Here is a 25,793-nt window from a genome sequence, read left to right as displayed (position 1 = left end):
ATGCAACGCCTCCTCGTCGCGCTCCTCGCCGCGTTCGACGCCGCCATCGCGGCCGCCGTCGGACTCGCCGTGCTCCTCGCACCCCTCACTCTCCTCTGGACCCTGGCCTTCGGCGCCACGGCCGATTGGGGCGCGCTGTGGCCGCTGACCGGCACCCTCTGGGCCTTCGGGCACGGTGCGCCGCTCGACGTGACGATCGCCGACACCGTGCTGGTCGCCGTCGGCGTGCCGGCGGAGGCCGCACGATTCACCCTCTCGGTGACGCCGTTGGCCCTGCTCGTGTTCACCGCCCTCTTCGCGGCGCGATCGGGAGGCCGCGCGGCGCGCGCGGGGGCCTGGATCACCGGGGTGCTGTCCGGCACCGTCGCCTTCGGCGCGATCGCGGCGGGCGTCGCGCTCTCTTCGCGTCTCGCCGGACTGGAGACCCCGCTCCCGCTCGCCACGTTGCTGCCGCCCGCCGTCTACCTGTGCGGCGGTGTCGCCGGCGCGGTGCGGACGGCGTGGGAGGACGGCGACGGCGGGCTGCTCGACATGATCCACGACGTGACGGATGCCTGGGGCGACTGGACGCCCGTTCCCGCGGCGATCGTGCGGGGAGCCGCCTTCGCGCTCGTCGCGATCATGGGCGCCGGCGCACTCGGGGTCGCCGTCGCGACCCTGCTGCGCGGAGGAGAGGTCGTCGCGCTCTTCCAGGCGGCGCGGGTCGACGGACTCGGCGCGAGCATGCTCGCGCTCGCCCAGCTCGTCTACCTGCCCACCCTCGTGGTCTGGGCGGCCGCATGGATCGCCGGTCCGGGATTCGCCGTCGGTGCCGGCACGGCGGTGTCGCCTGCCGGCACGTCGCTCGGTGTCGTGCCCGGGCTGCCGGTGTTCGGACTGCTGCCCGAGAACGCCTCGTTCTGGACGCTCATCGTCGTGCTGCTGCCCATCGGCGCCGGAGCCTTCGCCGGGTGGGCCGTGCGGTCGCGCCTGGTCTGGGAAGGCACCCCGCTCGGGATGCTGCCGAGAGCCGCGATCGCCGTCGGCATCGCCGCCGTGAGTGCGGGCATGGCCGCGCTCGCCGCGGTGCTCACGAGCGGATCGATCGGGCCGGGGCGTCTCGCCGACGTCGGACCGTCCGCCGCTCCGTTCGCGCTCGCGCTCGGAGGAGAAGTGCTGATCGGCGCCGCCATCCTCCTGCTCTCGCCGCGCAACCGCGAGGAGTTGGCCGAGGAGCGCACCGACCGCTGGGTGGCCGAGATGACGGCATCCGGGATCTCGCCGACGTCGTCCGTCGATCCGGTCGTCGCGACGACCTGGCGCACGGAGACCGGGCGGGACGGGGCATCCGGACCGGAGGACGACGACGGCGCAGCCGGCCCGCGCGCCGCCGTGCTCCCGTCGTACGCCGACACCGCGCCACTCGACGACGTCACCGGGCACGGCGGGTCGAGCGACCCCCGGTAGACTGGCCGCGTGCTCACGGTCGCCGTTCTCATCTCGGGCGCCGGCTCGAACCTTCGTGCCCTCCTCGAGGCTGCTCGTCACCCCGATTTCCCGGCGCGGGTGGTCGTCGTCGGCGCCGACCGCGAGGCCGACGGTCTGGCCCACGCCGAGGAGTTCGGCATCCCCTCGTTCACGGTTCCCTGGCACGAGCACGACAGTCGCGAGGCCTGGGGCGAGGAGCTCGGCCGTCAACTGGCGGTGTGGGAACCCGACCTCGTCGTTCTGAGCGGCCTGATGCGCCTGCTGCCTCCCTCGGTCGTCGCACAGTTCTCGCCGCGGCTCATCAACACGCATCCGGCGTATCTGCCGGAGTTCCCGGGCGCGCACGGCGTGCGCGACGCCCTCGCCGCCGGGGTCTCGCAGACCGGCGCCAGCGTGATCGTCGTCGACGACGGCGTCGACACCGGGCCGATCCTCGCGCAGGAACGCGTGCCGATCCTGGCGGGCGACACCGAGCACGCGCTGCACGAGCGGATCAAGCCCGTCGAGCGGCGACTGCTGATCGACGTGGTGCGGCGCATCGCGACCGGCGAGCTCAGCCTCGAACCCGCCTCCTGACCTTCCCACCCTCCACGCCCGACGCACGAAGGAGCATCACCATGGCCGGCCCCCGCCACGACCCCTCGCTGTACCGCGATCGCGACACGGTGCCCATCCGCCGCGCCCTGGTCTCGGTGAGCGATAAGACCGGCCTGATCGAGCTGGCCGAGGCCCTCGCGGGCGCCGGCGTGCAGATCGTGTCGACCGGCTCGACCGCGAGCACCATCCGAGAGGCCGGCTTCGAGGTCACCGACGTCGCCGCGGTCACGGGCGTCGCCGAGATGCTCGACGGGCGCGTGAAGACGCTGCACCCGAAGATCCACGGCGGCCTGCTCGCCGACCTGCGCCTCGAAGACCACGAACGCCAGCTCGCCGACCTCGAGATCTCGCCGTTCGAGCTCGTCGTGGTGAACCTGTACCCGTTCGTCGAGACGGTGGCCTCGGGCGCCGAGGGCGACGACGTCGTCGAGCAGATCGACATCGGCGGCCCGGCGATGGTGCGCGCCGCCGCCAAGAACCACGCGAATGTGGCGATCGTCGTGTCGCCGCAGTCGTACCCCGGAATCATCTCGGCGATCGCCGACGGCGGGACCACGCTGTCGCAGCGTCGTGAACTCGCCGCCCGTGCCTTCGCCCACACCGCGGCGTACGACACGGCTGTCGCCTCGTGGTTCGCCGAGGGCACGCTGCAGGACGAGGGCGACCTGCCGGCGCACCTGACGATCCAGGCCGAGCGCCTCGCCACCCTGCGCTACGGCGAGAACTCGCACCAGCGCGGAGCCATCTACACCCGCGCCGGCGGCCACGGCATCGCACAGGCCACGCAGCTGCAGGGCAAGGAGATGTCGTACAACAACTACGTCGACGCCGACGCCGCCCTCCGCGCCGCGTACGACATGATCAAGCCGGCCGTCGCGATCATCAAGCACGCGAACCCCTGCGGTATCGCCACCACCGCACCCAACGCGCTCGACCCGATCGCGAGCGCCCACCTGCGTGCTCACGAGTGCGACCCGGTGTCGGCGTATGGCGGCGTGATCGCGGCCAACGGCACGGTCACGCTGAAGATGGCCGAGAACCTGAAGGACATCTTCACCGAGGTCATCGTGGCGCCGTCGTTCGAGCCCGCGGCTCTCGAGGTCTTCAAGAGCAAGAAGAACCTGCGCCTGCTGCAGCTCCCCGAGGATTGGCAGCAGGAGCGCATGGACGTGCGGCTGGTGTCGGGCGGTCTGCTGCTGCAGGACGCGGACCGGTTCCCCGACGACATCGTCTCGGTCGCGAAAAACTGGGAGCTCGTGTCGGGCGAGCGTCCGAGCGACGAGGAGATGGAGAACCTCATCTTCGCGTGGAAGGCCTGTCGCGCCGTGAAGTCGAACGCCATCGTGCTGGCCAAGGGCAACGCGACGGTCGGTGTCGGCATGGGCCAGGTCAATCGTGTCGACTCGTGCCGCCTCGCGGTCGAGCGGGCGGGGGAGCGCGCGGCCGGTTCGGTGGCGGCATCCGACGCGTTCTTCCCGTTCGCCGACGGCGCCCAGGTGCTGATCGACGCCGGGGTCACGGCGATCGTCCAGCCCGGCGGCTCGGTGCGCGACGAGGAGGTCGTCGACGCCGCCCGCAAGGCCGGCGTGACGATGTTCTTCACCGGAGAGCGCCACTTCTTCCACTGACCCCCGGGTTCTTCCTCCTCCTCCATCCGCTCCCGTCGCATTTTCTGTCGCCTCGCCGCTCGGCGGGCGACAGAAAATGCGACGGGAGCGATGTGGTCGGGGAGGGGAACTGCGGTGTCCGAAAACCGCCAGTGGCGGGGGAGGGGGCGTGGCAGCATGGAGGCATGAGCCTCCCGCCGACCGACTTCGACGAGCGCTACCGGGCGATCGACGCCCGCGACACGCGCTTCGACGGGCAGTTCGTCACGGCGGTGCGCTCCACCGGAATCTACTGCCGACCCAGCTGCCCGGCCCGCACCCCCAAGCGCGAGAACGTGACGTTCTACGCCACCAGCGCAGCGGCCCACGAGGCCGGTTACCGCGCGTGCAAGCGGTGCCTTCCCGAGGCGGCACCCGGTTCGCCCGCCTGGGACGTGCGCGGTGACGTCGTGGCGAGGGCGATGCGCCTGATCGGCACCGGAGTCGTCGAACGCGAGGGCGTGTCCGGGCTCGCGCACCGCCTCGGGTACTCGAGCCGGCATCTCACCCGGCTGCTGGTCGCCGAACTCGGCGCGGGCCCGCTCGCCCTGGCGCGCGCGCACCGCGCCCACACCGCCCGCATGCTGCTGGTGGGCACCGACCTGCCGGTCGCCGACGTGGCGTTCTCGGCCGGATTCGCGAGCATCCGCCAGTGCAACGACACGATCCGCGAGGTGTTCGGCCTCACTCCGACCGCGTTGCGCGCACGACGCCGGATGCCGTCGGGCGCCGTTCCCGGGGCGATCGACCTCGTGCTCCCCTACCGGGGTCCTCTCGATGCGGCCGGCGTCTTCGACTGGATGGCGGCGCGCGCGCTGCCCGGGGTGGAGGAAGCCACGACGACGTCGTTCGCGCGGCATCTGCGCCTGGGCGGCGGGCCGGCGTGGTTCGAGGTGCGGCAGGAGCGGGCCGACCGCCTGCATCTGCGCGCCCGAGTGACGCAGCTCGGCGATCTCTCGCCGCTGGTCGCGACCGCCCGCCGATTGTTCGACCTCGACGCCGACCCGGATGCGATCGACGGTGCGCTGCGCGCCCACCCCGAGATCGCCCCTCTCGTCGCCCGCACCCCCGGCATACGTGTTCCCGGCGCCGCCGATCCCCACGAGATGCTCATCCGGGCGATGGTGGGCCAGCAGATCACGGTCGTGGCCGCCCGCACCGCTTTGAGCGGCCTCGCCGAAGCGCTGGGCGAACGCACAGACACCGGTCTGCTCTTCCCGACCATGGCGGCCATCGCCGAGCGCGGCGCCGAGGTGCTGCGCGGGCCCGCCGCGCGCATCCGGGCCGTCACGGGTGCCGCCGCGGCACTCGCCGACGGTTCGCTGCGTCTGACGGTCGGCGACGACGGGGCGGAGCAGCGCGCCGCTCTGCTCGCGATGCCCGGCATCGGTCCCTGGACGGCCGACTACGTGCGGATGCGCGTGCTCGGCGACCCCGACGTGCTGCTGCCCGGTGACGTCGCGATGCGGGCGGGCGCGGTCGCGTCCGGGCTGCCGGGGGAGCCGCGCGCCCTCACGGTGTGGGCAGAGCGGGCAGCGCCGTGGCGGAGCTACCTCACCGCCCACCTCTGGCGCGCGGCACCCGTGCGGCCCGCGCGGCGCGTGACCCGCGCCGATCGCTCGATCTCGCCGAACACCGTCCCCGATCCTCAGGAGAAGACCTCATGAACGCCATCGTCCAGACCGTCGCCACCCCGGACGGCCCCTTCACGATCCTCGTCGACGAGCAGCAGCGGGTGCTCGCGTCCGGGTGGACCGGCGACCGCGACGTCGTCGTCGCGCGGGTCGCCGCCGCCGCCCGACCCTCCCTGGTCCGTGCAGGACGCACCGACGCCGCGGATGCCGTCGCCGCCTACTACGCCGGCGATCTCGCTGCGATCGACACCGTGCCGGTCGCGCAGCAGGGCACGGCCCTGCAGCACGCCGGCTGGGCGGCTCTGCGCGGCATCGACCCGGGTGCCCCGCTCACCTATACGTCGTTCGCGGCGGCGCTCGGTTCGCCCCGTGCCGTGCGGGCGGCCGCCTCCATCTGCGCCCGCAACGCGCCGGCTCTGTTCGTGCCCTGCCACCGGGTGCTGCGCAGCGACGGCACGCTCGGCGGGTTCGCGTGGGGTCTCGACGTGAAGCGCAGCCTTCTGGACCGCGAGGCCGCGCGCGCCTGAGCCGGGAATTCCTGTTGCATTCAGCGTGTTCACAGCAATAGGCTGGAGGGCTGTCGCACCGACCGGGCGGCACGGCCGAGCCTGAGGAGGACACCATGATCACGATCTCCGTCGCACGGCACGCCGCTCTCGGCACGGCCCGGGTGCCCGCCTCCGCAACGCCGCGGCACTAGCGTCGCACCGCGCCCCGTCGTCCCCAGCGGTCCTCTGCCACCGCTCCCGCTCCCTCCCCGCGATCACGACCGTCCCGGCCGTGTGATCGCCTCCCGCCCCGCCCCACGCATCTGAGAGTCATGTCCTCCTCGTCTCCGCAGAATCCCCCGCCGTCCTCCTCGCTCTCCACCGTCGCCGCACTGTGGCGTCTGAAGCCTTTCGTGCGCCCTGTCATCTGGCGTCTGGCCGGGGGAGCGGCCAGCGCGCTCGCCGCCGCCGTGATCGCTCTGATGATCCCGATCGTTCTCGAGCAGATCATCCGCGGACCGGTGCAGTCCGGCGAGCTCGGCGCGATCGTCTGGGGCGCCGTGGCCGTCCTCGGCCTCGCCCTGGGCGAGGCGTTCATGGTGTTCCTCCGCCGTCAGTTCGTGCTGAAGCCGTCGACCGAGGTCGAGTACCGCATGCGCACCGAGCTGTACGCGCGCCTGCAGACGCTGCCGGTGGCGTTCCACGACCGCTGGCAGTCGGGTCAGCTGCTCAGCCGCATGATGCAGGACATCAGCCTCATCCGCCGCTGGCTGGCGTTCGGCCTCGTGCTGCTCGTCGTCAACGTGCTCACCATCATCATCGGCGCCGCGCTGCTGTTCCGGTGGCACTGGCTGCTGGGCACGATCTTCATCGTCACGGCGATCCCGCTGTGGATCCGCGGGTACCTGTTCGAGAAGCGGTACGGCGCGCTCACCCGTCGCTCGCAGGATCAGGCGGGCGACCTCGCGACGAGCGTCGAGGAGAGCGTGCACGGCATCCGCGTGCTGAAGGCGTTCGGCCGGGGTACGCATGCGCTCCGACGCTTCAGCCGACAGGCCGAGACGCTGCGCGAGACCGAGATGAGCAAGGCCTCGGCGATCGCTTCGATCTGGTTCTGGCTCGACCTCATGCCGCAGATCGCCTTCGGGCTCAGCCTCATGTCGGGCATCTGGCTCATCTCGCAGGGTGCGATCGAGCTGCCGGAGCTGTTCGCCTTCTTCGCCATGGCGACGGTGCTGCGGTGGCCGATCGAGTCGATCGGGTTCCTGTTCTCGTTCATGCTCGACGCCCGCACCGCGACCGACCGCGTGTTCGAGATCTTCTCCGAGACGAACACGATCGCCGACCCCGAGCATCCCGTGCACCTCGCCGAACCCCGTGGCGAGCTGGCGTTCGAGGGTGCGCACTTCCGTTACCAGGACGCCGCCGCGCACGAACGCGACCTGCTCGACGGCATCGACCTGGTGCTGCGTCCGGGCGAGACGATGGCGCTCGTGGGTCTCACCGGCAGCGGTAAGACCACGCTCACCACGCTCCCCACGCGCCTGTACGACGTGACCGGCGGACGGGTGACCCTCGACGGCGTCGACGTGCGCGATCTCCCGCTGGCCGAGCTGCGTCGGCACGTCGCGATGGCGTTCGAGGACGCGACGCTGTTCTCGGCGTCGGTCCGCGAGAACGTGCTGCTCGGCCGCGCCGAGCTCGACCCGCACAGCGAGGAGGGGGAGCGCGTGATGCGCGAGGCCCTCGACGTGGCTCAGGCGTCCTTCGTCGACACGTTGCCCGAGGGCACCGAGACGGTGATCGGCGAGGAGGGTCTGAGCCTCTCCGGCGGCCAGCGCCAGCGTCTCGCCCTTGCCCGTGCGGTCGCCGCGAAGCCGCGGGTGCTCGTGCTCGACGATCCGCTGTCGGCGCTCGATGTCGACACCGAGGCGCTCGTCGAGGAGGCGCTGCGCCACGTGCTCGCCGACACCACCGCGTTGATCGTCGCGCATCGCCCCTCGACCGTGGCGCTCGCGGATCGCGTGGCCCTGCTGCAGGACGGTCGCGTGACCGCCGTCGGCACTCACAGCGAGCTGCTGCGCTCGAGCCGCCACTACCGGCACGTCATCTCGAGCCTCGAGGCCGAGGAGGCCGCCCGCACGGGCGCCATCCCGATCGTCGGCACGCCGCCCGCGGCAGCGGACGAGGACGGCGGCACCGAAGACCCGGGCGTCGTGATCGACGAGGGCATCCATCGCGCCGACGGCGATCACGCCGGCGAAGAACTGATCACCGAGAAGGAGGTGCGCCCATGAGCACCGCTCTCACCGGAACCCAGGACGAGGACCGTTCCCGGTACACGAAGGAGGAGAGCCGGGCCATCCGCCGCCGTTCGCTGCGCCTGCTGGGGTCGCTGGTGCGCCCGCTGAAGGCGCGGATCGTGCTGGCCGCCGTCGTGCTCGTGCTCTCGACCGGGCTGCAGGTCGCCGGCCCCATCCTCATCAGCGTCGGACTCGACCGGGCTCTTCCGGCCGTGCTCGAGCGCGCCGACTGGATGCCGACGGTCCTGATCGGCGGCATCTACCTGCTCGCGGGCGTGCTCGCCGCCGTGTTGATCGCCTGGTACGTCATCATCGCCGCCAAGCTCACCCAGGCGGTGCTCCTCGACCTGCGCAAGCGCATCTTCCTGCACACCCAGCGCCTGAGCCTGGAGTTCCACGAGTCGTACACGTCCGGCCGCATCATCTCGCGACAGACCAGCGACCTCGATTCGATCAAGGAGTTGCTCGACGGCGGACTGAACGAGCTCGTCTCGGGCGTGCTGTTCGGCCTGTTCACCTTCATCGCGCTGTGCATCTGGGACTGGCAGTCCGGGCTGATCCTCGCGATCGCGGGCGTGCCGCTCTTCTTCCTGATGCGGTGGTTCTACTCCCGTTCCCAGCTCGTCTTCCGCGAGTCCCGCGTGATCAGCGCCCAGGTGATCGTGCAGTTCGTCGAGACGATGACCGGCATCCGCGCTGTCAAGGCGTTCCGCAAGGAGCCCCGCAACGACGTCGCGTTCCAGAAGGTCGCAGGCGAGTACCGCGACGTCAACCGTCGCTCGCTCATGCTCTTCGGCACGTTCGAGCCCGGCCTCATGGGCGTCGCCGCGCTCACCCTCGGGATCGTCGTGCTGTGGGGCGGCGTGCGCGTCGCCGAGGGAGCACTGACCGTCGGCGTGCTGCTGTCGGCCGTGCTGTACGTGCGGAACTTCTTCGCTCCCATGCAGGAGATCGCGATGTTCCTGAACTCGTACCAGTCGGCCACCGCCGCGCTCGAGAAGGTCTCCGGCGTGCTCGAGGAGGTGCCGACGGTTCCCGACCCCGAGAAGCCGGTCGACCTGTGGGAGTCGCGCGGGCACGTGCGCTTCGACGGTGTGACGTTCGGCTACAACGACGAGACGACGATCCTGCCGGACTTCTCGCTCGACATCCCGGCCGGGCAGACGATCGCGCTGGTCGGCACCACCGGGGCGGGCAAGTCGACGCTCGCGAAGCTCATCTCGCGGTTCTACGACCCGACCGCCGGCACCGTCACGCTCGACGGCGTCGACCTGCGGGCACTGCACCCCAAGGATCTGCGGCGCGCGATCGTCATGGTCACGCAGGAGGCCTACCTGTTCAGCGGCACCGTCGCCGACAACATCGCGCTCGGCAAGCCCGACGCGACGCTCGACGAGATCCGCGCCGCGGCGAAGGCGGTCGGCGCGGATGCCTTCATCGAGGCGCTGCCCGACGGCTACGACACCGATGTGAACAAGCGCGGTGGTCGCGTCTCGGCGGGCCAGCGTCAGCTGATCTCTTTCGCTCGCGCGTTCCTCGCCGACCCGTCTGTGCTGATCCTCGACGAGGCGACGGCGTCGCTCGACATCCCGTCGGAGCGCCTCATCCAGGAGGCGCTGCAGACGCTGCTCGCCGATCGGACGGCGATCATCATCGCCCACCGTCTCTCGACCGTGGCGATCGCCGACCGCGTGCTCGTGATGGAGCACGGCCGCATCATCGAGGACGACACCCCCGACGCGTTGATCGGCGGCGCGGGCAAGTTCGCGCAGCTGCACGCCGCCTGGCAGGAGACGCTCGTCTGACCGGCGCGCACCGTTCGCCGGGGTCGATAGCATCGGATCATGGACCCGTTGCTGCTCCTCGGCGAATGGTGGTGGACCGCTGCCGTCGGCGCGGGCGGCTTCACCGCCGGTGCGCTGGCGGTGCGGCGGCGCAGCACGCGCAGCGGACGCCGCATCGCGGTCGACGCGGCGCGCCATGACCTGCGCGCGGCGCGGGCGACGGTGATCGAGCGCCGTTCGGTGGTGCGCGTCGCGCGGGCGGAGCACGCGCACATCGCCGCGGAGCGCGGGGCGCGACGGGCATCGCCGGAGCAGGTGGCGAGTGCGAAGCGGATGCTCCGCGATGCCGAGCGCGCGGCGAAGGCCGCTGTCGCCGACGTGCGCGCCCGGAGCGCACAGCTCAGCGCCGCCAGAGCGTCCGTGCCCCCGGCATCCGCCCCACGGCCGCTCGAGCGCCTGCGGGCGCAGCACGACGCCGTGGTCGCGCGATGGATGCAATACGAGACCGACGCCGCACTGCAGATCGCCTATCCGGCGATGTCGGATGCGCGGCAACCCGCGACCGCCGCCTATCTGCGCGCTGCGGGGGAGGCGGCGGAGGCCCGGCGGTACGCCGGAGACGCGCCGACGCCGGCGGAGTACTCCGCGTATCGCGATGCCGTGGCACGGTTGGCCAGGGCGCTCGACGTCGCCGAGTACGCCGCGCGCCATCCCGACGGTGCATCCGGTACGGCGGCGGGCTGGCAGGACGCGGCCCAGGAGGCGTTCGCGCGATCGAGCGAGGCGATCGATCGCACCGCGCGGGCGGCGGCGTCGGCCCTCGCGGCGTGGAACGCCCGGCGTCGCCCGCGCGACTCCGACGGCCCTCGTCCGCCGCGCCGGTAGCGGTCAGCCGGTGACCGTTCGCGTGCGCACGAGCTCGCGGTACCAGAGGCCCGAGTCCTTGACCGTGCGCTCGAGGGTCTCGAAGTCGACGCGCACGATGCCGAACCGCTTGGCGTAGCCGTATCCCCATTCGAAGTTGTCGAGCAGCGACCACACGAAGTAGCCGCGCAGGTCGACCCCCCGCTCCAGGGCGCGGTGCGCGGCGGTGAAGTGCCGGCGCAGGTAGTCGGTGCGCTCGGGGTCGGGCACGCTGCCGTCGTCGGCGACCGTGTCATCGAATGCGGCGCCGTTCTCGGTGACCACGAGCGGCTGCTCGGGGAACTGCTCCGACAGCGACACGAGCAGCTCCTCCAGGCCCTCGGGGGCGATGTTCCACCCCATCGCGGTGTACGGGCCCGGCTGCGCGACGAACTCGACCACCTCATCGCTGCCCGGCCAGGCCGTGCCGCCCTCGGCGCCCTTGTGTCCGTCGTGCTGCTGCTTCGGCGAGACGCCGTCCCACAGCCGCACGGTCGCGGTGGAGTAGTAGTTGACCCCGAGCACGTCGATGGGCTGACGGATGGCGTCGAGATCGCCGTCCTGCACGAAGGCCCAGTCGGTCACCGCCGCGGTGTCGGCGATCACGTCGGTGGGGTACTCGCCGCGCAGCATCGGCTGGGTGAAGACCCGGTTGGCGAGCCCGTCGATGCGGCGCATCGCCTCGTCCGCCCCGTCGCCCTGACCGCGCAGCACGTGGAAGTTCAGCGTCACCGAGTAGTCCGGGTCACCCGTCGACGTGGCGCGTAGCGCCTGCACGGCGCGTCCGTGCGCGAGATTCAGATGATGCACCGCAGCCAGCGCCGAGGCGGGCTCGTGGCGACCCGGAGCGTGCCCGCCCTGGCCGTAGCCGAGGTAGGCCGAGCACCACGGTTCGTTGAGGGTGGTCCAGGTGTGCACGCGATCGCCGAGCGCCGCGCCCATCACCTCGGCGTAGCGCTCGAACGCGTCGGTGGTCGCGCGCGCGGTCCAGCCGCCCGCGTCTTCGAGGTACTGCGGCAGGTCCCAGTGGTACAGCGTGGCGACGGGGCGGATGCCGCGGTCGAGCAGCCCGTCGACGAGCCGCGAGTAGAAGTCGACGCCCGCGCGGTTGACATCGCCCGATGCCGTCGGCACGATGCGCGGCCAGGCGATCGAGAAGCGGTACGCCTGCAGCCCGAGGTCGGCCATCAGGTCGAGGTCCTGCTCGACGCGGTGGTAGTGGTCGCAGGCCACATCGCCCGTGTCGCCGTTCCAGACCTTGCCGGGCGTGCGGCTGAACGTGTCCCAGATCGACGGCGTGCGGCCGTCTTCGGTGGCGGCGCCCTCGATCTGGAAGGCCGCGGTGGCCGACCCGAACGTGAACCCGTCGGGGAAGACGAGGCCGGAGCCCCGGTAGTCGTCGTGCGGCGCGGACGGGGCGGTCATGCGTGATCTCCTCGAGGTCGACGGTGCAGGTCTCGGTACGCCCAACGGGCCCATCGGGACCCATCGCGATCGCGCGCCGAGGGCGACGGGGTCTCGATGGGGGAGGGGATTCGAGACCCCGCCGCCGGTCTCAGGCGGCGACGCGGATGGAGGCGATGACCTCGCCGTACTCCGTCTCGCCGACGGGGGTGAAGCCGACGCGCAGGAAGAACGCCTCGGGGCCGTCGTCTCCGGCCTCGTAGATGACGTTCACGTGGTCGAAGCCGCGCTCGCGGGCCTCGTCGACCAGCTGCTCGACGGCGAACCGGCCGACACCGCGGCCCTGATCGTCGGCGTCGACGTTGATGCGCCAGAGCACCGAGCGGAAGTGCTCCTCGGGGGCCTCGGCGTCGAAGTTGGCGCTGACGAAGCCCACGACGGCATCGCCGTCGAGCACGACGCGCTGCCACGACGTCGCCGGGTTGATCACGGTCGCCGCGATCCCGTACGAGACCGGGGCGAGGAACTGTTCCTGCCCGGGCTTGAGCGACAGGTTGTTCACGGCGACGATCGTCGCGGCGGAGAGTTCGACCATGCGCAGTTCGGACATGACCCCAGGCTAGCCCTTCGTCTGCGGGGGCACACGCGCTCGTCGCCAGATTTCTCGCGGAGAAGCGCTCAGGTATCTTGGTATCGAGACAAATCGCCCTCGTGAACGGAGATCATCCGGTGACTGACGACGCCATCATCTACACCTACACCGACGAGGCACCCGCTCTCGCGACCGCTTCCCTGCTGCCGATCGTGCAGGCCTTCACCGGCCAGGCGGGGATCGACATCGAAACCCGCGACATCTCGCTGGGTGGCCGCATCCTCGCGGCCTTCCCGCAGAAGCTCACGCCCGAGCAGCAGGTGGGGGACGCCCTCGCCGAACTCGGCGGTCTCGCGACCCTGCCCGAGGCGAACATCATCAAGCTGCCGAACATCTCGGCATCCATCCCGCAGCTGAAGGCGGCCATCGCAGAGCTGCAGAAGGCCGGGTACGACATCCCGGACTTCCCCGACGACCCCTCCTCGCTCGAGGAGAAGGACGTGCGTGCCCGCTACGACCGCATCAAGGGCTCGGCCGTGAACCCCGTGCTGCGCGAGGGCAACAGCGACCGCCGTGCTCCGCTCGCCGTGAAGAACTACGCGAAGAAGCACCCGCACCGCAACAAGGCCTTCGCCGATGGATCGAAGACGCGCGTCGCCACGATGGGCCACGACGACTTCAAGTCCAACGAGAAGTCCTGGGTCGCCGCGTCCGACGACGTGCTGAGCATCCGCCACACCGCCGCCGACGGCACCGTCACCGTGCTGAAGGAGGGGCTCAAGGTCCTGCCGCGCGAGATCATCGACGCGACGTTCCTCTCGGCCGCAGCGCTCGACGCCTTCCTCGCCGAGACGCTGGAGCAGGCGAAGGCCGACGACGTGCTGTACTCGGTGCACCTCAAGGCGACCATGATGAAGGTCAGCGACCCGATCATCTTCGGTCACGTGGTGAAGACGTTCTTCGCCGACGTGTTCGCCACCTATGGCGACCAGCTCGCCGCCGCCGGCCTCAGCCCCAACGACGGTCTGGGGTCGATCCTCGCCGGTCTGTCGCAGCTCGCCGACGGCGAGGCCATCGCCGCCGCGTTCGACAAGGCCGTGGCCGAGGGGCCGCGCCTGTCGTACGTCAACTCCGACAAGGGCATCACGAACCTGCACGTGCCGAGCGACGTGATCGTCGACGCCTCGATGCCCGCGCTCGTGCGCAACGGTGGGAAGCTCTGGGGTCAGGACGGCGGTGAGGACGACACGATCGCGGTCATCCCCGACTCGTCGTACGCGGGCGTCTACCAGGCCGTGATCGACGACGTCATCGCCAACGGTCCGCTCGACCCCGCCACCATCGGCACGGTCCCGAACGTCGGCCTGATGGCGCAGGCGGCCGAGGAGTACGGCAGCCACGACAAGACGTTCGAGATCGCCTCGGCGGGTGTCGTGCAGATCCTCGACAGCGAGGGCAACGCGCTCATCGAGCACGAGGTCGCCGCGGGCGACATCTGGCGCGCCACGCAGACCAAGCACATCGCGGTGATGGACTGGGTCAAGCTCGCCGTCTCGCGCGCCCGTGCGACCGGTGCCCCCGCCGTGTTCTGGCTCGACGCGAACCGCTCGCACGACGCGCAGATCATCGCGAAGGTGCACCAGGGTCTCGCCCTGCTCGACACCCACGGCCTGACCCTCACGATCCTCGCGCCGGAGGAGGCCACGCGCTACACGCTCGCGCGCATGCGTCACGGCCTCGACACGATCTCGGTCACCGGCAATGTGCTGCGCGACTACCTCACCGACCTGTTCCCGATCCTCGAGGTGGGCACGAGCGCCAAGATGCTCTCGATCGTCCCGCTGCTCGCGGGTGGCGGGCTCTTCGAGACCGGTGCGGGCGGTTCGGCGCCGAAGCACGTGCAGCAGCTCGTCGAGGAGAACTACCTGCGGTGGGACTCGCTGGGCGAGTTCTTCGCGCTGGCGGCCTCGCTCGAGCACTTCGCCGACCGCACCGGCAACGAGAAGGCGCGCGTGCTCGCCGAGACGCTCGACGCCGCGACCGGGACCTTCCTCGAGGAGGACCGTTCGCCGGGCCGCGCGCTGGGCACGATCGACAACCGCGGCAGCCACTTCTACCTCGGCCTGTACTGGGCGCAGGAGCTGGCGAAGCAGACGAAGGACGCGGAGCTCGCCGCGGCGTTCGCCCCGGTCGCCGAGGCGCTGTCGGCGAACGAGCAGAAGATCGTCGAGGAGCTGAACGCCGTGCAGGGGTCGCCCGTCGAGATCGCCGGCTACTACCGTCCGGATGACGCGCTCGTCTCGGCGGTCATGCGCCCGTCGGCCACGTTCAACGGGATCGTCGACGCCCTGCGCTGAGCCCAGGGTACGAAGAAGGGCGGATGCTTCGGCATCCGCCCTTCTTCGTACCCCCGGTCGTACCGGAGGGTTGCCGGGTCAGTTGTGGACCGAGACCTCGAGGCCGACCGGCGACCAGTCGTACACGTACTTCGCGAGGTTGATCGGCAGGTTCACGCAGCCGTGGCTCATGCGCTGGCCGTAGTTGTTGTGCCAGTAGGTGCCGTGGAATCCGATGTTGGTCGTGAACCAGGTGATCCACGGCACATCTTCGGTGCAGTACGGCGCGCCGGGGTAGCAGCCCATGTCCTGCTTCGCGGTGTGGGCGAAGACCTTGAAGTTGCCGGTGGGTGTCGGTGTACCGGGAAGCCCGGTCGAGACGGCCCAGCTGTTGACGACAGCGCCGTTCTCGTAGAGCGTCGCCCGCTGGGAGCTGAGGTTGATGTCGATGCGACGGAACAGGTTGACCGACTCGAACGGCACCTCGGTGACCGGCAGGGCGTACACGCCGTTGCCCTCGGCGAGTTGCTCGGCGAAACCGGCGGCGACGCCCGTGGTGTCGCCCACGGTGCGGCCGTTCACGCCCACCTTCTCCTCGCGCAGGACCTTGCCGGCGGAGTCGACGATGTTCGTCGCGTTCTCGGGCGCCCTGTCGACGAGACCCGGGAGGGTGTCGACGGTGGCCTGGATCGCGGCCTGGTCGGTCTGGATGCGCAGCGTGCCGTCGTCGTTCACGACGCTCAGCCAGGTCGCGGCGACGGCCGGCTCGACGGGGACCGTGCGCTCCTCGCCGACGTAGAAGCCGATGGTGCCCAGCATGGTGTTGAGCGTGGTCATCGTGGCCGTGGCGTCGTCGTCGGAGACGGCGGGGGCGGCGGGCACGGGCTCGCCGGAGAACTCGACGCTGTCGCGCCCCTCGGCGACGGCGTCGGAGACGGCCGCGGTGAGGGCGTTCACATCGATGGCGGTGCCGGGCGTGGACGGGGTGATGACGAAGGCGTTGCTCGCCGCATCGAAGACGACGCCCGCGTCGACGGGGTCGCTGAAGCTGGAGGGGACGGCGCCGCGGAGCACGGCGGTGGCCGTGGCGGCGTCGACCGTGATCTCGCCCGCGAGCGGCTCGCCCATCCACGATCCGAGGTTCCACATGGGGCGCGAGGCGAAGGCCTCGTCTGCGAGAGCCTCGGCGTCCATGTTCATGCCGAGGTCGGATCCGGTGAGCTCGGTGTCGCCACCCGCTCCCGTCAGGGTCACGGTCGTCTCGGCGAGGTGCGACTCGATCGTCGAGGCCGCGGCCCCGGGAGTCATCCACCCGACGTTGATACCGGCGACGCTCGTGCCCGGGGCGATGAGCACCATCGATGCGGCTCCGGCGCCCAGGGCGACGACGCCGAGCGAGAGCCCGATCCAGAGGCCGAGACGGCGCTTCTTGGGCTCGGGGTCGCGGGGCGCCCAGGCGAGCGGCTGGTCGCCCGTCGGCGGCATATCGGTGCCGCTGTCGGGCGCGCTGTCGCGCTCTTCTGTCGCAGCATCGTGAGTCGAGATCACATCCGTCACGAACTTCACCCCCCGGTCATCAAACGTGTCGGCTTTTGACAATCGTACGGGAAAGCATGTAACGGGGAGGCAACGGTCCGTCGTCGCCTCCCCGGTGGATCACTCGACGATGGCGATCCCGTCGATCTCGACGAGCATCTCCTCGCGCGGCAGACCCGTGAAGACGGTGGTGCGTGACGGCAGGACGCCGCTGGTGGTGTGCGCCTCGACGAAAGCGCCGTACGCGTCGTTCATGATCGGGAAGTCCTCGCGCTTGGTGAGGTAGACGCGCAGCATCACGACGTCGTCGAAGGTGGCGCCGGATGCCTCGACGATCGCCTTCACGTTCTCGAGCGTGCGGGTGGTCTGCGCGGCGACGTCGCCGGGGAAGAGGTACTCGTTCGTGTCGGGGTCGACGGGGCCCTGTCCGGATACCTGGACGAACGGGCCCTTGCGCACGCCCTGCGAGAAGGTGTGAGCGGGAGCGGGGGCGAGGTCGGTGGAGATACGGGTCTTCGCGGTCATGGGACCAGACTAGTAGCCTTGTTAGATGCCTCAACAAATTCCGGATGACGTCGTCGGAAGCGTGACGGAACCGCTTCTCCTCAGCGCGGAACGAGCCGCCGAGGGTCGAGTGCGCGTGTATCGCGGCGCGACGGTGGTCGACGGGACGGGGGCGGATCGCTACGTCGCCGACGTGGCGGTCGAAGGGGCCAGGATCGTCGCGGTGCTTCCGGAGGGTCGGCCCCAGCCGGAGGTCGTGATCCCCGAGGGAGGGGCGGAGGTCGACGCGCGGGGCCTTGTGCTCGCGCCCGGCTTCATCGACATGCACGCCCACAGCGACCTCGCCGTGCTCTCGGGCGCGGCGCACGACGCCAAGATCCTGCAGGGCGTCACGACCGAGGTGATCGGACAGGACGGCCTCGGCTACGCACCGCTCGACGACGCCACCGCACCGGTCGTCGCCGCGCAGATCGCGGGGTGGAACGGTCCGACGACCGCGCCGTGGCGGAGCGTGGACGACCTGCTCTCGGCGATCGACGCGACCGCCGTCGCGAACGCCGCCGTGCTCGTCCCGCAGGGGAACCTGCGGATGATGGTGGTCGGACACGAGAACCGGCCCGCGTCGACGGGCGAGATCGCCCGCATGCAGCGGCTCCTGGCGGACGCGCTCGACGACGGTGCCTTCGGTATGTCGAGCGGGCTCACGTACACGCCGGGCATGTACGCCGACACCGCGGAGCTCGAAGCGCTCTGCCGGGTGGTGGCCGAGCGCGGCGGGTACTGGGCCCCGCACACCCGCAGCTACGGAGCGGCGGCGCTCGACGCCTATCGCGAGGCGCTCGACATCGGGCGTCGCACGGGATGCCCCGTCCACCTCACGCACGCCACCATGAACTTCGCGCCCAACCGAGGCCGCGCCTCGGAGCTCCTCGCGCTCGTCGATGAGGCCGTCGCCGACGGCGTCGACGTGACGCTCGACACCTACCCCTACCTCCCCGGCGCCACGACGCTCGCGGCGCTGCTGCCCAGCAGGCTCGCCGAAGGCGGAGACCTCATCGGCACCCTCGCCGCGCTCGACGCCGCCGGTCGCGAGGCCGTGCGGGCGGAGCTCGAGGACATCGGCTGCGACGGGTTCCACGGTGAGCGCGCCGACTGGGAGCAGATCCAGATCTCGGGCACGGCGAACCCTGGTCTGGCGCATCTGGTGGGGCGCACGATCGCCGAGATCGCCGTCACCGAGGCGCGACGCCCGGTCGATGTCGTCCTCGACACCATCGTCGCCGACGGCGGCGCGACCGGCATCCTCATGCACATCGGCGACGAGGCCAACGTGCGCGAGATCATGCGGCATCCCCGTCACACCGGCGGCAGCGACGGCATCCTCATCGGGGCGCGTCCGCACCCGCGCGGTCACGGCACCTTCGCGCGCTACCTCGGCCACTACGTCCGCGACGAGGGAGTGCTCACCCTGGAGCAGGCGGTGCACCACCTCGCCGGGGCGCCGGCCAGACGACTCGGTCTCGACCGCGGCGATGCGCCGCGCGGAGCGGTGCGGGCGGGCGCCATGGCCGACCTCGTGCTCTTCGACCCGCGCACGGTGGCAGCCGGGGCGACGTTCGACGCACCGCGCACCCCGCCCACCGGCATCCGCGAAGTGGTGGTCTCCGGTGCCGTCGTCGTGCGCGACGGCGTCGTGACGGGTGCGACGCCCGGGGGAGCGCTGCGGATGCCGCCGCCCCCGCACCGGGCGACCGTCCCGCGGGTGCGCGCCGACCTCGACATCGACGCGCCGGGATTCCGCTGGGTTCCCGATACGCCCGTCGTCGCAGAAGACGAGGCGCTCGCGGCGTCTGCGCGTCGTCTCGGTGCGGACGGCATCCGTGCGCCGCATGCCGCCCACGCCGGCGTTCCCGCGATCCGCCTGGTCGTCGACGCCGATCTGGCGGCCGAGATCGAGGCCAGCGGGCGCATCGGCGAGGAGGCCTTCCGCCTGACCGTCGATGCGCGGGGAGCGGAGATCCGCGGCGGCGGGGTCGCGGGCGTCTTCCGCGGCGCGACCGTGCTGCGTCAGCTCCGCGAGCCGGGGGCGGCCGACGTCGTCATCCCCGCCGGCACCTGGAGCGGGTCGCCCGCGCATGCCTGGCGCGGAGTGATGCTCGACGTGGCCCGCCACTTCCGCCCCGCCGCCGATGTGCGCCGGCTGATCGACTTGGCCGCCGACCATCATCTGAACGTCGTGCACCTGCACCTCACCGACGACCAGGGGTGGCGGTTCGAGGTGCCCGGCTACCCCCGTCTGACCGATGTCGGCGCTCGTCGCGCGGCGACGCAGCGCGGTCACGGCCCCGAGGCGACCGTCGAATCCGGCGTGCACGAGGGCTTCTACACCGCCGACGAGCTGCGCGACCTGGTGGCCCACGCGTCGGAGCGGTTCGTCACGCTGGTGCCGGAGGTCGAGCTTCCCGGGCACATCCAGGCCGCGCTCGCCGCGTACCCGGCGCTCGGCAACACCGACGTCGGCGATCCCGTGACGGGGCCGTGGGAGCGCTTCGGGGTTAACCCCCGCACCCTCGCCCCGACCGAGGAGTCGCTCGCCTTCGGGCGGGCAGCGATCGACGCGCTGTGCGACGTGTTCGACTCGCCGTGGATCGGCATCGGCGGCGACGAGGTGCCGGTGACCGAATGGGCCGAGAGCGCCGCTGCGGCGGCGCGGATGCGCGAACTCGGCCTGGCGACGCCGCACGACGTGCAGCCCTGGTTCACCCGGCATTTCGTCGGGCACGTGCGCGCGCGTGGACGTACGGCGCTCGCCTGGGACGAGGTGCTCGAGGGTGACGTGCCGGACGGGGTGCGGATCCTCGCATGGCGCGGACCCGTCGCGATGCGAGAGGCCGTGCGACGGGGCATCCCCGTGGTCGCGTGCCCCGACCTGCACGTGTACCTCGACTACCCGCAGTCGGAGTCGCCCGAGGAGCCGATCCGTGTGGGGCCGCCGCTCGACCTCGAGCGCGTGTACGCGCTGCGCGTCGAGCAGGGGGCGGTCGGCGGGCAGGCCAACGTGTGGACCGAGCATCTGCCCACGCGCGACCGCGTCGACTTCGCTCTGTTCCCGCGCCTCGCCGCCGTGGCCGAGCGGCTGTGGGACGGGGGAGACCCGCCGCCCTTCTCGGACTTCGCGCTCCGCCTGCCGACGCATCTGCGCCGGCTGCGGGCCGCGGGTGTGCGCTACCGTTCCCCTGACGGTCCGACGCCCGGCCAGCGGCGTCCGGGGGTGCCGGGGAAGCCGATGACGCGCGAGGCGCGCGAGCAGATCGTGCAGGGGCTGGTGGCCCGTCTGCGCGATCGATCGGAGGGGGTGGGCGAGACGGATGCACGCACGTAACATTTCGGTAACCGGCCTCCGGCGGCCCCGCGTGCGGGGTTGCGCAAATCATGTTCGTAAGGTTCACTAACAAACATGTCCGTGTCCGATGAATCGCGCTCCGCGTCGACGTCCTCGTTCGTCGACGCCAACGCGCACGCCTTCGGCCCCGGTCGACACCTTCGCTCCCGCACGAAGGTCCTGCCGGAGCACGCCCGCGGCCACAACCGCGCCCTCGTGCTCCAGACGCTCTACCACGCCGGAGCGATGTCCCGCGCCGACCTCTCGCGCGAGACGGGACTCACCCGCGTGACCATCTCCGACCTCGTCGCCGAGTTCATCGCCGACGGCATCGTCATCGAGATGGGTGTGCGCGAGACCGCCGGACCCGGCAAGCCGCCGATCCTCATCGACATCGACCGGGGCGGCCATCAGATCATCGGCCTCGATCTGTCTGGACCGACCTCCTTCGCGGGAGCGGTGCTCACCCTCGACGGAGACGTGATCGACCGCCGCGAGGTCGCCCGGCCGCAGAGCCCCGACGGCGATGCCGCATACGCCGCGACGCTCGAACTGGCCCGCGCGCTGGTCGAGGCATCGACGCGTCCGCTGCTCGGTGTGGGCATCGGCACCCCCGGTGTGGTGCGCCCCGACGGCGTCGTGCTGAGCTCGCCCAACCTCGGCTGGAGCGGATTGCCGCTCGAGGAGAAGCTCGGCGCCGCCCTCGACCTGCCGGTCCTGGTGCGCAACGACGCCAACGCCGCCGTGCTGGCGGAGTACACCTTTGGCGACGCACGCGCCGACTTCATGCTCGTCAAGATCGGCCGCGGTGTCGGTGCCGGCGTGATCACCGGCAGCCAGCCCCTGCTCGGCAGCCGGTTCGCGGCGGGCGAGATCGGCCACGTGACCGTCGGCACCGACGGCGGTCCGCGTTGCGCCTGCGGCAAGGACGGATGCCTCGAAGCCTGGCTGAGCGAGACCCGGCTCACCGAGGCGCTCGCCGCGCAGCCCGACCAGCGCGAGACGCTTCTGCGTGACGCGGGGACCCGCATGGCCATCGCGATCGCCCCGATCGTCGCCGCCCTCGATCTGTCCGAGGTGGTGCTCTCCGGCCCGGGCGAACTGCTCGACGGCGTGCTGATCGACGCCGCGGTCGAGACGCTGCACGCGCGGACGCTGGAGGGCGTGTTCGAAGACGCCCTGATCAGACTCACCCGGCAGGAGGACATCGTCCTCCGCGGTGCTGCGGTGATGGTGCTGTCCGCTCAGCTGGGAGTCTCGTGACCTTCACCGCCCCGAGCCCTGACGGCGCGGAGCTCCGTTCGCAGCAGACGGTCGCTGTCGACGAGCCCGCTGGTCGCGCGATCCGCGTCGGCCTCGACGTCGGGGGTACCAAGATCGACGCCGTCGCGGTCGACCGCTCCGGAGACATCGTCGGTCGCCACCGCCGGCCGACCGGGTGGGGCGACGACGCCGTCGTCGACAGCATCGCCCAGGCGGTCACCGCGCTGGCCGCGGAGAACAACCTCTCCCTCGCCTCGATCGGCTCGGCGGGCGTGGGCATCCCCGGTGTCGTCGACGTCGAGACGGGCCGGGTGCTGCATGCCGTGAATCTGGGAGTCGAGTCGCTCGACCTCGCGGGTCGCGCCTCGACCGTCCTCGGCATCCCCTTCCGCGTCGAGAACGACGTCAAGGCCGCGGCGCTCGGCGCCGCCGTGCTGCGCGGCGCGACGGGGTCGATGGCCTATCTCAACCTCGGGACCGGCGTCGCCGCGGGCATCGTGCTCGACGGACGCATCCGCCGCGGCGCCCGGGGGACGGCCGGCGAGGTCGGTCACATCTCGGTCGACCCGAACGGACGCCTGTGCGGTTGCGGACAGCGCGGATGCATCGAGACGTTGTGCGGTGGGGGAGCGCTCGCCAAAGCGTGGGGGCGCCCCGGCGAGCTGCCGGTGGCCGACATCCTCGACGCCGCGGATGCCGGCGACCCCACGGCGACCGCCCTGCGCGCCGACCTCCACCACGGAGCTGCCGCCGCCGTGCGCGTGCTCGTGCTCTCGGCCGATGTCGAGACCGTCGTCATCGGCGGCGGGTTGACCGCGCTCGGCGCGCGGCTCGAGGAGGGCATCCGCGCTGCGCTGCGCACCGAGGCCGAGGCGTCGCCGTTCATGCGGTCGCTGCACCTCGACGAGCGCATCGAGATCCTGGCCACGGGTTCGCCCGCCGCCGCCTTCGGCGCCGCACTCGTCGGCGCCGCCGTTCCCGAGAAGGAGATCGTGTTCCATGGCTGAGGTCATCATCGTCGAGAACAAGGAAGCCGCCGGCGCCCTGGTGGCCGCCGAGATCGTGGCGCTGATCGACGGGCGGCCAGACGCGGTGCTCGGCCTCGCCACGGGGTCGACCCCCCTTCCGGTGTACGAGGCCCTGCGGCCGCTCCTCGCCGGCCGCGACGTCGCACAGGTGCGCGGCTTCGCGCTCGACGAGTACGTGGGCATCGACCCGGCTCACCCCGAGAGCTACCGATCGGTGATCACGCGCGAGGTCGTGGAACCGCTGGGTCTCGACCCCCAGCGCATCCACGTGCCGAACGGCGCGGAGGAGACCATCTCGCACGCGGGCGAGGACTACGAGCAGGCCATCGCGGCGGCCGGCGGCGTCGACCTGCAGATCCTCGGCATCGGCACCGACGGTCACATCGGTTTCAACGAGCCCGGCTCGTCGTTCGCGTCGCGCACCCGCGTGAAGACCCTCACCGAGCAGACGCGCGTCGACAATGCACGGTTCTTCGACTCGATCGACGACGTGCCCATGCACTGCATCACGCAGGGGCTGGGAACGATCCTCGCGGCGCGGCATCTCGTGCTCCTCGCCTTCGGGGAGAGCAAGGCCGCCGCCGTCGCTGCGGCTGTCGAGGGCCCGCTCACGGCTTCGCTCCCCGGCTCGGCGATCCAGCTGCACCCCCACGCGACGGTCGTCGTCGACGAGGCGGCGGCGTCACAGCTCACCCAGGCCGACTACTACCGGTACACCTTCGCGAACAAGCCGACCTGGCAGGGCATCTGACGACAGCCCGTCGTCGGGCCGCACGGGAGCTGCGCAGGGTCAGGCGGACGCCCGGGGCCACGCGAGCGGCAGCAGGTGCTCGACGCTCAGGGGAGCGAGCGGCAGACCGTCGATATCCGACGGGGTGATCCACCGCAACTCCGCGAGCTCGGCCTGCACGCGCACCGTGCGCGGGTCGATGGTCGCCGCGAACGCGTCGGCGACCACTCGGTGGCCGGGCTCGTTGGCGGCGGCCGACACGAAGCGACCGAGCGGCCGGAGGTCGTCGTCGCCGAGCACGAGGCCCAGCTCCTCGTGCAGCTCGCGACGCAGCGTCTGCGACGGCGTCTCACCGCTCTCCGGCTTGCCGCCCGGCTGCATGAACCGGGTCGTGCCCTGCTTGCGCACGACGAGTACGCGGCCGTCGGCGTCGGTGAGGATGGCGGCGCTCACGAGGATGTCAGGCACGGTCGGCGAACACCTTTCCGGGGTTGAGCAGGCCGAGCGGATCGAAGACCCGGGTGATCTGCCGTTGCAGCTCCCACTGATCGTCGCCGAGCTCTTCGGCGAGCCACCGGCTCTTCAGGGTGCCGATGCCGTGCTCGCCGGTCAGGGTGCCGCCGAGAGCGATCGCGGCGCGGAACAGATCGTCGGCGGCGCGCCATACGATCTCGGGGGTGTCTGGCCCCTCGAAGATGAAGTTCGGGTGCAGGTTGCCGTCGCCGGCGTGCGCCACCGTGGGGATCGACAGTCCGTAGCGGCGCTCGATCCGCGCGATCTCGTCGAACATCGCGGGCATCGCGCTGCGCGGCACCGCGACGTCTTCGATCAGGGTCGTGCCGAGCGACGCCATCGCGGCGTGCATGGAACGGCGGATCGCCAGCAGGCGTTCTCCCTCGTCGGCATCCTGGGTGACGGTCGTGGACCCGCCGTACGTGCGGAGAACGCCCGCGATGGCATCGGCGTCGGCGGCTGCCGCGGGACCATCGGTCTGGATCGTCAGCTGGGCGGTGCCGGGCGCGGGGGCGGGCAGGCGCAGCAGAGCGTGGACGGCATGAAGGCTCGCCGCATCCATGAGCTCCATGATGGCCGGTTGGATGCCGGCGGCGGTGACCCCGGCGGATGCGGCGGCCGCGGCGCGCACGTCGGGGAATGTCGCGGCGAGAGTGCAGACGGCCCCGGGCGTGCGGCGCCGCAGCTTGAGGGTGGCTCCGACGATGACCCCGAGGGTGCCTTCGGAGCCGATGACGAGAGAGGTCAGATCGAGACCCGTCACGCCCTTGACGCTGCGGTGGCCGAGGTGCAGCAGGCGCCCGTCGGCGAGCACGATGTCGACGCCGAGGACCGCGTCGCGCACGACCCCGTACTTCGCGCACAGCAGGCCGCCGGCGCCCGTCGCGATGTTGCCGCCCACGGTCGAGATCTCGCGGCTCGCAGGGTCGGGCGCCCACCACACTCCGTGCGGGGCGAGTGCGCGGTCGAGGTCGGCGTTCAGGATTCCGGGCTCGACGACGGCGATCAGGTCGTCGGCGCGCACGTCGAGGATCGCGGTCATGCGCAGGGTGGAGAGGACGATGGTGCCCTCGCCCGCGTTCGCCGCACCGGCGAGGCCGGTCCCGGCGCCGCGTACGACGACGGGAGTGCGGGTGGCGGTCGCGATGCGCAGCGTCTGCTGTACGTGTCCGACGGTCTCGGCGTGCACGATGGCGAGAGGTCGACCGGGCGCCGCGTGGCCTGAGCGGTCGGCACGGGCGGCGTCGAGCGCTGCGGCATCGGTGTCGACGAGATCGCCGAGCACGGCCGTCAGCTGCTCGACGACGGTCATCCGAGTGCGCGCCGCCCGCTGATCACACCGGCGACCACTGCGACCAGAGCGAAGGCCGAGCCGATGAGCGCCTGATCCATCGACCACCACGCGATGGTCACGCCGACGTAGATGAGGAGTTCGACCGCGGCGCGGAGGAACGGGTGCACGCGCAGGACGGGGCGCGGCGAGAGGAACAGCGCCCAGACGAGGATGACGAGCACCGGGGCGCCGATGCCGAACACCACGTTCCACGGCAGGTCCCAGGTGGCGAAGCCCCACAGGGCGAGCGAGGCGACGGCCACGACCAGCACGACGGCGCGGATGACGTCGAGCACGGTGATGACCGGCCGTTCGACGCCGGGGACGGAAGCGGGATCCTGCGGCATGAT

The 25,793-nt window shown here is 71.5% G+C and carries 20 protein-coding genes; 13 read left to right on the top strand and 7 right to left on the bottom strand.

Annotated elements, in window-relative coordinates; genetic code table 11:
- From AC3A3J_RS13785 to AC3A3J_RS13750, 8 genes are all read left to right on the top strand, one after another.
- The gene (locus tag AC3A3J_RS13785) at nt 1–1,446 is read left to right on the top strand and encodes a cell division protein PerM (RefSeq protein WP_487672812.1); all 1,446 of its coding nucleotides are present in this window, start codon (nt 1–3) and stop codon (nt 1,444–1,446) included.
- Between the two features lie 9 nt (nt 1,447–1,455).
- Nucleotides 1,456–2,043 carry a phosphoribosylglycinamide formyltransferase gene (purN, locus tag AC3A3J_RS13780; RefSeq protein ID WP_487672811.1) on the top strand — a complete coding sequence of 196 codons (588 nt, stop codon included), beginning with the start codon at nt 1,456–1,458 and terminating at the stop codon, nt 2,041–2,043.
- Nucleotides 2,044–2,084: 41 nt separating this feature from the next.
- Nucleotides 2,085–3,692: a bifunctional phosphoribosylaminoimidazolecarboxamide formyltransferase/IMP cyclohydrolase gene (gene purH, locus AC3A3J_RS13775; RefSeq protein ID WP_487672810.1), complete on the top strand. Its 1,608-nt coding sequence runs from the start codon at nt 2,085–2,087 to the stop codon at nt 3,690–3,692.
- 164 nt (nt 3,693–3,856) lie between these two features.
- A complete protein-coding gene (locus AC3A3J_RS13770; protein ID WP_487672809.1) occupies nt 3,857–5,377 on the top strand; it encodes a DNA-3-methyladenine glycosylase 2 family protein in 1,521 nt (506 codons plus the stop codon).
- On the top strand, nt 5,374–5,871 hold the full coding sequence (locus AC3A3J_RS13765; protein ID WP_487672808.1) for a methylated-DNA--[protein]-cysteine S-methyltransferase: 498 nt from the start codon (nt 5,374–5,376) through the stop codon (nt 5,869–5,871). The genes AC3A3J_RS13770 and AC3A3J_RS13765 overlap by 4 nt, the downstream gene beginning before the upstream one ends.
- A 293-nt stretch (nt 5,872–6,164) precedes the next feature.
- Nucleotides 6,165–8,129 (top strand): ABC transporter ATP-binding protein, encoded by a 1,965-nt coding sequence (locus AC3A3J_RS13760; protein ID WP_487672807.1) that lies wholly within the window; start codon nt 6,165–6,167, stop codon nt 8,127–8,129.
- Nucleotides 8,126–9,940 (top strand): ABC transporter ATP-binding protein, encoded by a 1,815-nt coding sequence (locus AC3A3J_RS13755; RefSeq protein WP_487672806.1) that lies wholly within the window; start codon nt 8,126–8,128, stop codon nt 9,938–9,940. Before AC3A3J_RS13760 ends, AC3A3J_RS13755 begins: the two co-directional genes overlap by 4 nt.
- 39 nt (nt 9,941–9,979) lie before the next feature.
- Nucleotides 9,980–10,804, top strand: a complete 825-nt coding sequence (locus tag AC3A3J_RS13750) for a hypothetical protein (RefSeq protein ID WP_487672805.1) — start codon at nt 9,980–9,982, stop codon at nt 10,802–10,804.
- A 3-nt stretch (nt 10,805–10,807) separates the two neighbouring features.
- Here the strand turns inward: AC3A3J_RS13750 and AC3A3J_RS13745 are convergent, their stop codons facing one another.
- Both AC3A3J_RS13745 and AC3A3J_RS13740 read right to left on the bottom strand, forming a co-directional pair.
- Complete coding sequence (locus AC3A3J_RS13745; RefSeq protein ID WP_487672804.1) at nt 10,808–12,247, bottom strand: GH1 family beta-glucosidase; 1,440 nt, start codon at nt 12,245–12,247, stop codon at nt 10,808–10,810.
- Nucleotides 12,248–12,377: 130 nt separating this feature from the next.
- Nucleotides 12,378–12,836: a GNAT family N-acetyltransferase gene (locus AC3A3J_RS13740; protein ID WP_487672803.1), complete on the bottom strand. Its 459-nt coding sequence runs from the start codon at nt 12,834–12,836 to the stop codon at nt 12,378–12,380.
- A 119-nt stretch (nt 12,837–12,955) separates the two neighbouring features.
- On the opposite strand from AC3A3J_RS13740, the gene AC3A3J_RS13735 reads away from it, so the two are divergent.
- Nucleotides 12,956–15,175, top strand: coding sequence for an NADP-dependent isocitrate dehydrogenase (locus tag AC3A3J_RS13735; protein WP_487672802.1), 2,220 nt, complete (start codon nt 12,956–12,958; stop codon nt 15,173–15,175).
- Nucleotides 15,176–15,253: 78 nt separating this feature from the next.
- Here AC3A3J_RS13735 and AC3A3J_RS13730 read toward each other — a convergent pair whose 3' ends face one another.
- Nucleotides 15,254–16,720, bottom strand: coding sequence for a L,D-transpeptidase (locus tag AC3A3J_RS13730; protein ID WP_487672801.1), 1,467 nt, complete (start codon nt 16,718–16,720; stop codon nt 15,254–15,256).
- Between the two features lie 90 nt (nt 16,721–16,810).
- Nucleotides 16,811–17,215 (bottom strand): RidA family protein, encoded by a 405-nt coding sequence (locus AC3A3J_RS13725; protein ID WP_314646097.1) that lies wholly within the window; start codon nt 17,213–17,215, stop codon nt 16,811–16,813.
- A gap of 25 nt (nt 17,216–17,240) precedes the next feature.
- Here AC3A3J_RS13725 and AC3A3J_RS13720 point away from each other — a divergent pair, with 25 nt between their 5' ends.
- The 4 genes from AC3A3J_RS13720 (at nt 17,241) to nagB (ending at nt 23,618) form a co-directional block, all read left to right on the top strand.
- On the top strand, nt 17,241–20,576 hold the full coding sequence (locus tag AC3A3J_RS13720) for a family 20 glycosylhydrolase (protein WP_487672800.1): 3,336 nt from the start codon (nt 17,241–17,243) through the stop codon (nt 20,574–20,576).
- Nucleotides 20,577–20,651: 75 nt separating this feature from the next.
- Entirely contained in the window at nt 20,652–21,839 is a 1,188-nt protein-coding gene (locus AC3A3J_RS13715) for an ROK family transcriptional regulator (RefSeq protein WP_487672799.1), read from the top strand.
- Nucleotides 21,840–21,919: 80 nt separating this feature from the next.
- The gene (locus AC3A3J_RS13710; RefSeq protein ID WP_487673119.1) at nt 21,920–22,846 is read left to right on the top strand and encodes an ROK family protein; all 927 of its coding nucleotides are present in this window, start codon (nt 21,920–21,922) and stop codon (nt 22,844–22,846) included.
- Complete coding sequence (gene nagB, locus AC3A3J_RS13705; RefSeq protein WP_487672798.1) at nt 22,839–23,618, top strand: glucosamine-6-phosphate deaminase; 780 nt, start codon at nt 22,839–22,841, stop codon at nt 23,616–23,618. The genes AC3A3J_RS13710 and nagB overlap by 8 nt, the downstream gene beginning before the upstream one ends.
- A 39-nt stretch (nt 23,619–23,657) precedes the next feature.
- Here nagB and AC3A3J_RS13700 read toward each other — a convergent pair whose 3' ends face one another.
- The 3 genes from AC3A3J_RS13700 to AC3A3J_RS13690 are packed head-to-tail and all read right to left on the bottom strand — an operon-like array spanning nt 23,658 to nt 25,790.
- Nucleotides 23,658–24,065: an NUDIX hydrolase gene (locus AC3A3J_RS13700; RefSeq protein ID WP_487672797.1), complete on the bottom strand. Its 408-nt coding sequence runs from the start codon at nt 24,063–24,065 to the stop codon at nt 23,658–23,660.
- Nucleotides 24,058–25,422, bottom strand: coding sequence for an FAD-binding oxidoreductase (locus AC3A3J_RS13695; protein WP_487672796.1), 1,365 nt, complete (start codon nt 25,420–25,422; stop codon nt 24,058–24,060). Before AC3A3J_RS13695 ends, AC3A3J_RS13700 begins: the two co-directional genes overlap by 8 nt.
- Nucleotides 25,419–25,790: a YrdB family protein gene (locus AC3A3J_RS13690; protein WP_487672795.1), complete on the bottom strand. Its 372-nt coding sequence runs from the start codon at nt 25,788–25,790 to the stop codon at nt 25,419–25,421. Before AC3A3J_RS13690 ends, AC3A3J_RS13695 begins: the two co-directional genes overlap by 4 nt.
- Between the last annotated feature and the right edge of the window lie 3 nt (nt 25,791–25,793).

Source organism: Microbacterium sp. Soil_N32 (assembly GCF_057655505.1).
The sequence above is the reverse complement of the archived record's forward strand: the minus strand, read 5'-3'. Positions and strand labels throughout refer to the sequence as shown.